At 71.4% G+C, this 10,193-nt stretch carries 12 protein-coding genes; 5 read left to right on the top strand and 7 right to left on the bottom strand.

Translation table 11 applies throughout. The features are described from left to right. Window positions 1-83 precede the first annotated feature (83 nt). A complete protein-coding gene (locus ABZ854_RS00985; protein WP_361202349.1) occupies window positions 84-233 on the bottom strand; it encodes a hypothetical protein in 150 nt (49 codons plus the stop codon). Here ABZ854_RS00985 and ABZ854_RS00980 point away from each other — a divergent pair. Next, entirely contained in the window at window positions 232-1,845 is a 1,614-nt protein-coding gene (locus ABZ854_RS00980; protein ID WP_361202347.1) for an FG-GAP repeat protein, read from the top strand. The genes ABZ854_RS00985 and ABZ854_RS00980 overlap by 2 nt on opposite strands. 182 nt (window positions 1,846-2,027) lie before the next feature. Here ABZ854_RS00980 and gdhA read toward each other — a convergent pair whose 3' ends face one another. The 4 genes from gdhA to ABZ854_RS00960 form a co-directional block, all read right to left on the bottom strand. Next, complete coding sequence (gdhA, locus tag ABZ854_RS00975) at window positions 2,028-3,386, bottom strand: NADP-specific glutamate dehydrogenase (RefSeq protein WP_361202345.1); 1,359 nt, start codon at window positions 3,384-3,386, stop codon at window positions 2,028-2,030. A 152-nt stretch (window positions 3,387-3,538) separates the two neighbouring features. Next, on the bottom strand, window positions 3,539-3,748 hold the full coding sequence (locus ABZ854_RS00970; protein ID WP_361202343.1) for a DUF397 domain-containing protein: 210 nt from the start codon (window positions 3,746-3,748) through the stop codon (window positions 3,539-3,541). Then, window positions 3,745-3,954: a DUF397 domain-containing protein gene (locus ABZ854_RS00965; RefSeq protein WP_361202341.1), complete on the bottom strand. Its 210-nt coding sequence runs from the start codon at window positions 3,952-3,954 to the stop codon at window positions 3,745-3,747. Before ABZ854_RS00965 ends, ABZ854_RS00970 begins: the two co-directional genes overlap by 4 nt. Beyond that, window positions 3,951-4,826, bottom strand: coding sequence for a helix-turn-helix transcriptional regulator (locus ABZ854_RS00960; protein ID WP_361202339.1), 876 nt, complete (start codon window positions 4,824-4,826; stop codon window positions 3,951-3,953). The genes ABZ854_RS00965 and ABZ854_RS00960 overlap by 4 nt, the downstream gene beginning before the upstream one ends. A 155-nt stretch (window positions 4,827-4,981) precedes the next feature. Between ABZ854_RS00960 and ABZ854_RS00955 the strand changes: the two genes are divergently transcribed. The 3 genes from ABZ854_RS00955 (at window position 4,982) to ABZ854_RS00945 (ending at window position 7,464) form a co-directional block, all read left to right on the top strand. After that, entirely contained in the window at window positions 4,982-5,461 is a 480-nt protein-coding gene (locus ABZ854_RS00955) for an ATP-binding protein (protein WP_361202337.1), read from the top strand. Between the two features lie 213 nt (window positions 5,462-5,674). Further along, window positions 5,675-6,571, top strand: a complete 897-nt coding sequence (locus ABZ854_RS00950) for a helix-turn-helix domain-containing protein (protein ID WP_361202335.1) — start codon at window positions 5,675-5,677, stop codon at window positions 6,569-6,571. 17 nt (window positions 6,572-6,588) lie between these two features. Continuing rightward, entirely contained in the window at window positions 6,589-7,464 is an 876-nt protein-coding gene (locus tag ABZ854_RS00945; protein ID WP_361202333.1) for a hypothetical protein, read from the top strand. 28 nt (window positions 7,465-7,492) lie between these two features. On the opposite strand, the gene ABZ854_RS00940 is transcribed toward ABZ854_RS00945, so the two are convergent. Then, window positions 7,493-8,149, bottom strand: a complete 657-nt coding sequence (locus tag ABZ854_RS00940; RefSeq protein ID WP_361202331.1) for a TetR family transcriptional regulator — start codon at window positions 8,147-8,149, stop codon at window positions 7,493-7,495. Between the two features lie 144 nt (window positions 8,150-8,293). Between ABZ854_RS00940 and ABZ854_RS00935 the strand changes: the two genes are divergently transcribed. Further along, a complete protein-coding gene (locus ABZ854_RS00935; RefSeq protein ID WP_361202329.1) occupies window positions 8,294-9,133 on the top strand; it encodes a patatin-like phospholipase family protein in 840 nt (279 codons plus the stop codon). A gap of 148 nt (window positions 9,134-9,281) precedes the next feature. Here the strand turns inward: ABZ854_RS00935 and ABZ854_RS00930 are convergent, their stop codons facing one another. Beyond that, window positions 9,282-10,142, bottom strand: coding sequence for a carbohydrate-binding protein (locus ABZ854_RS00930; protein WP_361202327.1), 861 nt, complete (start codon window positions 10,140-10,142; stop codon window positions 9,282-9,284). Between the last annotated feature and the right edge of the window lie 51 nt (window positions 10,143-10,193).

The raw sequence follows: 10,193 nt of genomic DNA, 5'->3' as shown, positions 1-10,193 counted from the left end.
GGAGGCCCACCACCCGGTCCCACCATAGGCAATCGATTTCAGCCACGCCCCTGAGGGGCCGTTATCAAGCGCGCCCGGCGTGATCATTTCGAGATGATCACCGGGATAACCTGCGGCTCGTTCACACGGACCAGGTCGCCCAGACGGTGGTCCACGCCTTCCGTCACGATCGCCGATGGCGATTTCACGTCACGGAACTCGCCACGGACCGCAGAGGATTGAAGGGCAGTCATGGCCGAAGAGAGGGCCTCGGGGGCCGAGAAGACCGCGGAGACCGGTCAGGGTGCCACGGCCGGGAGGACGACCGGGCGCCGCCGCCGGGTCTGGCTCGCGGGCGTCGCCCTGCTCGCGTGCGCGGGCGTCGTGACCACGGTCGCCCTCGTGTCCGGCTCCGCAAGCGCGGCGAAGCCGTACGACTTCAACGGCGACGGCATACCGGACCTCACCGTCGGCCTGCCCGGGAACACCGTCAGCAGCAAGGCGGGCGCAGGTTCGGTCATCATCGCCAACGGCACCTCGACCGGCCCCGCGAGCACCGCCGTCCGCATCGACCAGGCGTCCCCCGGCGTCCCGGGCGACCCGGAGACCGCCGACAGCTTCGGACAGTCGGTGGCCAGCTGCGACTTCGACAACAACGGCTACGCCGACCTCGCCGTCTCCTCCCCGATGGAGGCCATCGGGGACGTCGAGGGCGCCGGGATGCTGACCGTCCACTACGGCGCCTCGGGCGGCATCTACAACGACACCACCGAGAGCTTCGACGAGGACACCGCGAACTACCCCGGCACCGTCGTCAAGGACGAGGCCTTCGCGTACTCCCTGACCACCGGGGACCTCAACGACGACGGCTACTGCGACCTGGCGATCGGGCAGCCCCTCGACAACGCCGGCGGCAAGGCGAACGCCGGAACCATCAAGATCATGTTCGGCACGTCCACCGGCCTCAACGCCGCCGACACGATCCAGATCGACCAGTCCACCGCCAACGTCCCCGGCACGCCCGAGGTCGGCGACCGCTTTGGCGAACAGCTCGCCGTCGCCGACGTCAACGGCGACGGCGTGGGCGACCTCATCTCCGCGACCATCGGCGAACAGATCACCGGCAGCTCCGACCGGGGCTCGCTGCAGATCATGTACGGCCCCATCAAGAACGGGGCTCCGGCCTCCGACGGCTGGGTCGACTCCGCCAACGTCACCGGCATCGGCGAGTTCGTGGGCAGCGCGCTGACCGTCGGCCACTTCAACGACGACCCGTACGCGGACGTCGCGGTCAGCGTCTCCGACGAGGAGGTCGGCGCCAAGGGCGCGGCCGGACGCCTCGCGGTCTTCTACGGCGGCTCGCAGGGCCTGTCCGCCACCAGCCGCGTGAAGCTGTTCGACCAGAACAGCCCCGGTATCGCCGGAGCCCCCGAGACCGAGGACTACTTCGCCTCCTCCCTCGCCTCGGGCGACTTCGACGGCGACGGTGTGGACGACCTGGTCCTCGGCATGCGCAGCGAGGCCATCGGCTCCTTCAAGGGCGCCGGCGCCTCCATGATCCTCTTCGGCAACGCCACCGGCGGCATCACGACCAAGGGCGGCCTGTGGATCGACCAGGAGACCGACGGCGTCCCCGGCACCGCCGCCGAGGGCGACCACTTCGGCTGGACCGTCGGCGCGCTGGACACCGACGGCAACGGCCGCGTCGAACCCCTTGTCGGAGCCCCCGGCAACTCGGCCGGCACGGTCACCATCCTCAAGGTCAAGCCGGGCACCCTGGAGTCGGCCAAGGCCCTGGCCGAAGCCGACCTCGGCTTCTCCGCGGGCAGCGACGGGGACGCGTTCGGCAGCGCGCTGGCGCACTGAGGCGCGCGGGCTCTGTGCGCGGCCCCGGCCGTAGGCGTCAGCGTCGGCGCGACGGCCGGGTCAGAGCGATGGGCCCTTGTCCCAAACCTTCCAACGCCGCGCCCCGGCGACGGTATCGGGGCCGCCGGTGAAGCGCCGGTGGCGGCTGCGGCCCCCGGGGGGAGACCCGGAGGCCGGTCGGCTCAGATGACGCCCTGGGCCAGCATCGCCTCGGCGACCCGTTCGAAGCCGGCGATGTTGGCGCCGGTCACGTAGTCGCCGGGGGCGCCGTAGCGCGCGGCGGTCTCGTGGCAGGTGGTGTGGATGTCGGTCATGATCCCCGCCAGTTCCTCCTCGACGCGGGCCGGTGACCAGGCCGTACGGGCGTGGTTCTGGGCCATCTCCAGCGCGCTGACGGCGACACCGCCCGCGTTGGCCGCCTTGCCGGGACCGAAGGCGACACCGGCCTGCTGGAGCAGGTGTACGGCGCCGGGCGTGGTCGGCATGTTGGCACCCTCGGAGACGGCCTTGACGCCGTTACGGACGAGCGTGGCCGCGTCGGTCTCGTTCAGCTCGTTCTGCGTGGCGGAGGGCAGGGCGACGTCGGCCGGGACCTCCCAGACGCGGCCGTCGGGCACGAAGCGGGCGGAGGCGCCCCGGCGCAGCGCGTACTCGCTGATCCGGCCCCGCTCCACCTCCTTGACCTGCTTGAGGAGGTCGACGTCGATGCCCTTGTCGTCGATCACGTACCCGCTCGAATCCGAGCAGGTCAGCGGGTTGGCGCCCAGCGCGAGCAGCTTCTCGATCGTGTAGATCGCGACGTTTCCCGAGCCGGAGACGACGGCCGTCTGGCCCTCCAGGTCCTCGCCGCGCACGCGCAGCATGGCCTCCGCGAACAGCACGTTGCCGTACCCGGTCGCCTCGGGCCGGATCGCCGAGCCGCCCCAGCCTCGTCCCTTGCCGGTGAGGACACCGGCCTCCCAGCGGTTGGTGATCCGCCGGTACTGCCCGAACAGGTAGCCGATCTCCCGGCCGCCGACGCCGATGTCCCCGGCCGGGACGTCGGTGTGCTCGCCGATGTGCCGGTGCAGCTCGGTCATGAAGGACTGGCAGAACCGCATCACCTCGGCGTCACTGCGCCCGCGCGGGTCGAAGTCGCTGCCGCCCTTGCCACCGCCGATACCCAGCCCGGTCAACGCGTTCTTGAAGATCTGCTCGAACCCGAGGAACTTGATGACACCCAGGTTCACGGACGGGTGGAAGCGCAGGCCGCCCTTGTACGGGCCGAGCGCGCTGTTGAACTCCACCCGGAACCCCCGGTTGACGTGCACCCTCCCCCGGTCGTCCTGCCACGGCACCCGGAAGATCACCTGCCGCTCGGGCTCACACAGCCGCTCCACGAGCCCCGGCTCGGCGAACTCGGGCCGCGCCGCCAGCACCGGCGCCAGCGTCTCCAGCACCTCGTGCACGGCCTGATGGAACTCGGGCTGCGCGGGATTGCGCCGCTCGATCTCGATACGGAGGGCGTCGAGCTGGGTCGTGGTGTCGTGTCGGGTGATCACGAGTCCCCTTTCTGGCACGGCTACGACCGGTACGGGACCGGTGGCGAGCGCTCGGCGCCGTTGCCGCGCGCGGAAAAGGACCGCTGCCCCCTCCGGAGGAAGAGGAGCGGCCGCCTCCCAGTGTTACTCCCCCGGCAGCGTACGGGGAGGGGTCAGCCCTCCGAGGCGTACGTCACGAAGTCCGCCCAGGCGCCGGGGGCGAGGGCCAGCCGGGGACCTTCGGTGTTCTTGGAGTCGCGGACGTGCACCGTGCTGGGGGTGAGAGCAAGCTCGACGCAGGAGTTGCCGTCGTTGCCGCCGCTGTAGCTGCTCTTGAACCACGCCAGCTCGGGGGCGTCCCCCGCAGAGGTCGCGCGCATCATGACTCCGAGGCGTAGGGGACGAAATCCGCCCATGCGGCAGCAGTGAGGCCCAGGCTGGGGCCTGCGACGTTCTTGGAGTCGCGGACGTGGACCGTGCCGGAAGTGAGGGCAAGCTCGACGCAAGAGTCGCCTTCGTTGCCACTGCTGTAGCTGCTCTTGAACCACGCCAGATCGGTGGCGTCCTCGGCAGAGGCCTTGTGAATCATGTCTCTCCCAGCAGTTGCTCGATGAAGACCAGCGACTCGCGTGGGGAGAGAGCCTGCGCACGGATCGTGCTGTAACGCAGCTCAAGGATGCGTAGGTGCTTGGGCTCGGAAGTCGGCCGGCCGTTGAGCGCTCCGTCAGAGCGGCCCACCGCAGTACCGTCCGCGAACTTCAGCACCTCGATCCTTCCGTCCAGCCCCGGGTGTGCTTCGCAGTGCAGCGGCATCACCTGAAGCGTGACGTTGTGCAATCTCCCCACTTCCAGCAACCGTTCGAGCTGCTGGCGCCAGACCATTGTGCCCCCGATGGGCCTCCTCAGGGCTGCCTCTTCCTGGACGAAGCTCAGCGCCGGGGCAGGTGTGCGCTCGAAGATCGACTGCCGTGCCACGCGGGCGGTGACCAGTCGCTGCACTTCATCCGGCGCGTACGGAGGCTGCCGGGCTGCGAACAACGCCCTCGCGTGTCCAGCCGTCTGCAATAGGCCGTTGATGCTGTGGCTCTCGTACAGGCCCATCTCAACCGCCTGCGCCTCCAACTTGGCCAGTTCTCTCAGCCTCTTCGGATACCGGACCTTCTTCACGTCCTCCCAAGTCGCCGCGACCAGACCGCCCGCATCCAGCACCTCGTCCGCCCGGACCAGGTAGTCCTGCCGGGGGATCCGCTTGCCGCCCTCCACCTTGTAGACGAGGTCCTCCCCGTACCCCACCGCCCTGCCGAACTCGGCGGCCCGCAGCCCCGCCGCCTCCCTCCGCAACTTCAACTGCCGTCCGACCGTGGTGATGACGGCGACGCCCCACTCGTCGTCGGGATCGACCTCCCACCCCGGCTCGTCCGCATCCGTCCCTTGCCGTGCCGCCTCGCCGTCCACCGACATACCGCGCCCCTCCGTAGTCCCGCGTCGTACCGCGACGCCCTACCCGGAGCAACGGTGCCGACAGCCCGGACAGCACCGGACAAGCAGCCGACAGTCACAGTACGCAAGCACTCAGTCACTCCTCACGGTAGGCGTATCCGGCCACGCTGAGTGATGTGAATCAGGAAATCGCCGTAGCCGAGTCCACGGCCCAACAGGCCGACCAGTTCCCGAACTTCAGCGTGCTGCTGTCAGCGACGAGGCGCGGAGCCCGCCTGGCCAGGCTGCTCGCGGAGGCGCACCTACGGCACTGGGGCCTGCCCACGGAGAGTGCGAGCCACGTCGTCGCCGAACTGGCGGCCAACGCGGTCACGCACGGCCGCGTACCCGGCCGGGACTTCCGGCTGACGCTGTACGTCGTCGGCGACACACTCCGTATCGAGGTGTCCGACACGCGAGGTGACCGCCTCCCAGCGCCCCAACAGCCGTCCGTCGACGCGGAATCGGGCCGGGGCCTCCTCCTCGTGGAGGCGCTCGCGGACCGGTGGGGCGTACGCGAGGACCGGTTCCCGCGCAAGACCGTGTGGGCGGAAGTGTGCTGCTCAGCGCCGGAACCCGAAGCTGCGGGCCCCGGGGTCGCAGGCCATTCCCACTAAAGGAACTCGGGGGAAAGGAACCCCACCAAGCCCCACCCCTCCCGCCCGGGACGGCCGCTCACTCGGGCGGGTGAACATCACCGGCTCAGCTGGATTTCGGGCCCCTCAACTGCCCTACTCTCAGCGCAAACAACCGCACACATGCGACGGCCCCCGGCCGGGACTAGCGATCCCGATCGAGGGCCTGGCCACCGAGGAAGTAGGAGCTTCCCGATGGGTACCGTGAACCCTAGCGTGCCCCCGCGCGCCCAGTCAGCCGTTGCCGCGAACGAAGTGAACGAACCCCCCTCCCGGGGGAATTCACGGCGCCGCGGGCATGCCTACGGCGTCACCCACGACAACTCCCGCCACACCACCCGCTTCACGGTGATCGGCAACCACCTCGCCCAGCACGCCGAGCTGTCCCTCGTCGCCATCGCCCTGGCCGTACACATCCAGTCGCTGCCGACGAACGCGCCCGTGGACATCAAGACCCTCGCGGAACGCTTCCCGGAGGGCCGCACCCGCATCGCCGCCGGGCTGCGCGAACTGGAGGCCCACGGCTACCTGCGCCGCGTACGCGAACGCACGCACACCGGCCGCATCGTCACCCGCACGATCAGCTGCAACCAGCCACGGCAGGTGGCAGCACACAGGGATCACGCGCCCGCACCCGTCCCGCGGACGGCACCCCGCGAAGAACCCCGCAAGAAGCGGCACCCCCTCCCCCCGGTCCCCCAACCGGCGTACTCCCACCCCACCCTCCTCCAGCAGGCCACCGACCTCCTCGCCACCCTCCACCGCGAGGACCCCCGCCTCCTCCTCTCGGCCTGCGACACGGCCCACCTGGCCCCCGGCGTCGCGGCCTGGCTGCAGTACGAGGTCCCCCCGAGCGCCGTACGCAGAGCCCTGACCACCGACCTCCCACCGGAGGGCCCACGCCGCCCGGCGGCCCTCCTCGCCCACCGCCTCACGGCCCAGCTCCCACCCCCACCCCCGCTGCGCACCCCGACCGCCCCGCCGGCCGAGCCACTCGCCCTCCTCAACTGCAACGGCTGCGACCGCGGCTTCCGCGCCCCGGAGGGAGAAACCCGCTGCCGCGGCTGCCGTACGGCGGCCGGCCACCCCTGATTTCCAGAAGGAGCCCCATGGTCACCTCGTCCCACGAGGCGATGCACCGCATCTTCCAGGACTACCCCGGCCTCTTCTCACGCGTCTCCGAAGCACTCAGCATCCCGTTCCCCCAGGCCACCGGGGTCAGCGTGCTGCCGAACGACGTCACCGAGACGAAGCCCGTCGACCGCCGCATCGACACATTGCTGAAAGTCGAGACGGAGCACCACGGGCCCTTCCTCCTCGCGATCGAGGCGCAGAAGAAGAAGGACCTCGAGAAACCGGCCAGCTGGAGCTACTACCTCGCCTACCTGCGCAACAAATACCGCCTGCCGCCTCTGCTGCCCGTGGTCTGCCAGGACCGCGCGACGGCCGAATGGGCGACCCGGCCCGAGCCCATCGGATTCTGTTCGTGGCCGTCGCTGACCGTCCGGCCCATCGTCGCCGGACCGCACAACATGCCCGTGATCACGGACCCCGACGAAGCCCGTGCCGACCTGGCGCTGACCGCGCTCGCGGCCATCACACACGCGGCGGGTCCACACATCGGTGCCATACTGAAAGCCCTGTCCACCGCGCTGCGGGACGTGCCCGAAGACGTCGCAGACCCCATCATCGAATTCACCGCGCAAGGGCTGGGAAACCGCCCGGCCAAGCACTTCTGGAGGAACCTGGTGGCCGTGGACCTCTCCTTCTACAAGTCCTACATCTCCGAGGAAATCCGCGACGAAGGCCGGGCTCAGGGCCGCGCCGAGGACGTCCTGCTCATCCTTGAGCAGCGCGGCATCGACGTGTCGGAGGAAGCCCGCAGCCGCGTGACCGGCTGCGATGACCCCGAAGTCCTGCGGACCTGGCTCCTGCGCGCCGTGACCGCGGCGACCAGCGACGAGGTCTTCGACTCGCCCGAGTGACGGTCGGCCCCGGGCTGCTCCAGCCGCGTCAGCGTCCCTTGTGCGGAGCCAGTTCGCTCAGTACGTCGCCGAGTTGGGCGGGAGTGAGGGACGGTGCGGGCAGCGGGGGCGTGGTGGGGTGCGGGCGCAGCCCGGAGATGAGCAGGTCGAGGGGGCGGAGCCAGGCGTCCGGAGCGACGGCGGTGAGCGCGGGGACGGTCCGGCCGAACGCGGCCAGGGCGAGGAGCAGGTCCTCGGGGGTGACGTCCGGGCGGATGGTGCCCTGCTCCCGGCCCCGGCGGAGAAGGGTGCCGACGGTCTCGCGGTTGTGGGCGTGGATCGCCTTCAGCGAGGGCACGTCGGCCAGGTTCGTGGTCATGAGGTCGTTGGCTCCGCGGTCCTCGGCCAGGCCGTGGAACACGTACCGCAGATAGTCGGTCAGGCCCGTCCACGCGTCCTCGGCGGTGCGGGCCCGCTCTCCGGCCGCCATCGTCTCGCTGAGCGCGTCCCGGAAGACCTCCTCCACGAGCGCGGCCCGGGTCGGGAAGTGCCGGTAGAGGGTGGCGTTGCCGACACCCGCGCGCCGGGCGATCTCGTCCAGCGGGGCATCCAGACCCTGTTCCGCGAAGACCGCTCGGGCCTGGTCCGTCAGCAGCCTGCGGTTGCGCAACGCGTCGCGGCGCCCCACCGGCGAACCCTCGGCCATCACATCGTCTCCCCTTCCGCCCCGCCGTCTCGCATCTCCGTACCGGGGAGCTGTCCCCGGTACGGATGCTAACGTCGAGAGGAGAAGTGGGGAGTGGTCCCCGTTTTGGTGAGCGTTCTTCGTGACCTTTCTTGGGGAGGGACCGTGTCCGACACCGCACTCGTCCTCGGCGGCGGCGGGCCAGTGGGCGGAGCCTGGCTGGTCGGCGTGCTCGCGGGGCTCACCGAGGCCGGGATCGACCTCGGCCGTGCCGACATCGTGATCGGCACCTCCGCCGGTTCCGTCTTCGGATCCCGGCTGCTGTCCGGCGTCCCGGCGGCGGAGCTGTACGAGCGCCAGCTCGACGGTACCGACGCGATCCAGCTGCCGGTGACGCCGGGCCAGACGCTGCGCTTCCTCTGGGCCGCTCTCGGGTCCCGTGATCCTCAGCGGTCCGCCGAACGCCTCGGCCGGGCGGCACTGCGCGCCCGCACCGGCCCTGAGGCGGACCCCGTCGGTCTCCTCCGCCCGCTGCTCGGCGGCGTACGCGACTGGCCCGCTCGGGAGCTGCGGATCACCTCGGTCGACGCGCGGACCGGCCGGGTCGAGACATTCGACGCGACGTCCGGTGTGCCGCTCCTCGACGCGGTGGCCGCGAGCTGCGCCGTACCCGTCGTCCTGTCCCCCGTCACGATCGCGGGCCGCCGCTGGATCGACGGCGGGAGCCGTTCGACCGCCAACCTGCAACTCGCCCACGGGTACCGGCGCGTGCTGGCCGTCGTACCGATCCCCAAGGCGGTCGGGCCCCACCCGAGCGCCGGACGGCAGGCGGCGGAGCTGTCCGACGGCGGAGCGCGAGTGGCCCTGCTGGCTCCGGACCCGGCCGCCCGAAAGGCGATGGGCCGCAACCTCGCCGACGACACCCGCCGGCCGGCCGCCGCCCGCGCGGGCCGTGCCCAGGCTCTCGCCCTGGCCGGTTCGGTCGCCGAGGTCTGGCCGGGCTGAACCGGCCGGCCGAGGCGGGGCGCACCGGTCGGGCGGGGCGGGGCGCGCCGGCCGGACGGGGCGGGGCGCGCCGGTCGGACGGGGCGGGGCGCACCGGTGCCGAGGAGCCCCACGTGCACCTCCTCGGCACCGGCCCTGGCCGGCCCCCTCAGCCGGCCTGCCACAGGGCCGGGACCGACGGGGGTTCCCAGCCGGCCTGGGCCGTGTGGGTCTGGACGCAGACGTAGGGCTTGCCGGCGTAGGTCACGCGGTCACCGGGGCGGTACGTCGTGCCGGCGGTCCAGGTGGTGCCGGAGGGCGGCGGGGTGGTGGGGTCGCCACCCCCGCCCGGGTCCTGCGGGACGTCGAGGACGAAGTCGAACGCGGCCTCGCGGCCCCCGTTGCCGTCGCGCACGGTCATCAGCAGGCGCGGGTCGAAGATCGTGTCGGTGTTGTTGCGCGGCTCGTTCGGGAAGTACAGCTGGGTGGTGAGGATCGGGCGGCCCGGCGCCTGGAGCTTGACGTGGATGTGCCGGGTGCGGCCGGGGTAGAGGCCCGGGACGATGGTCGTCAGGGCGAAGGCGCCGGTGGAGTCGGTGTACTGGTGGCCGCGCAGGGTGAACCCGGTGTTGTCGTAGGCGCCGTTGTCGTCCGCCTGCCAGAAGTCCAGCAGGGCGCCGGCGACGGGGAGGCAGGCGCTGCCGAAGACGTAGCCGGACACCGTGAGGTGGGTGCCGGGCATGCCGGGCTCCAACAGGCTCGTGCGCTCGGGCGAGTTGGGCTTGAAGTACGGGCCCTCGATCTGCTCCGGCGTGGGGTCGTCGCCGTCGTCGCAGGGCGGGGTGAGGGGCACGCTCGTGCCGGTGGTGGCCATGGTGCGGGCGAGGGCCGGGCCGCCGATGAGGGCGACCGGGATCGCGGCACCGGCCGCGACCGCCGCGCGCAGGACCGTCTTGCGCGAGATCGGCCGGGATGCCGGCCGGTACTGCTCGGCGGGCGAGGGGTTCGGGGAGTGCGGCTCGCTGTCCATACCTGCTCCTTGTGGGGGCGGGGCGAGGGGCCATGACGAGGGCCATTCGGG

The sequence above is a fragment of the Streptomyces sp. NPDC047028 genome (assembly GCF_040644095.1).
In the GTDB taxonomy this organism is placed as follows: Bacteria; Actinomycetota; Actinomycetes; order Streptomycetales; family Streptomycetaceae; genus Streptomyces.
The sequence above is the reverse complement of the archived record's forward strand: the minus strand, read 5'-3'. Positions and strand labels throughout refer to the sequence as shown.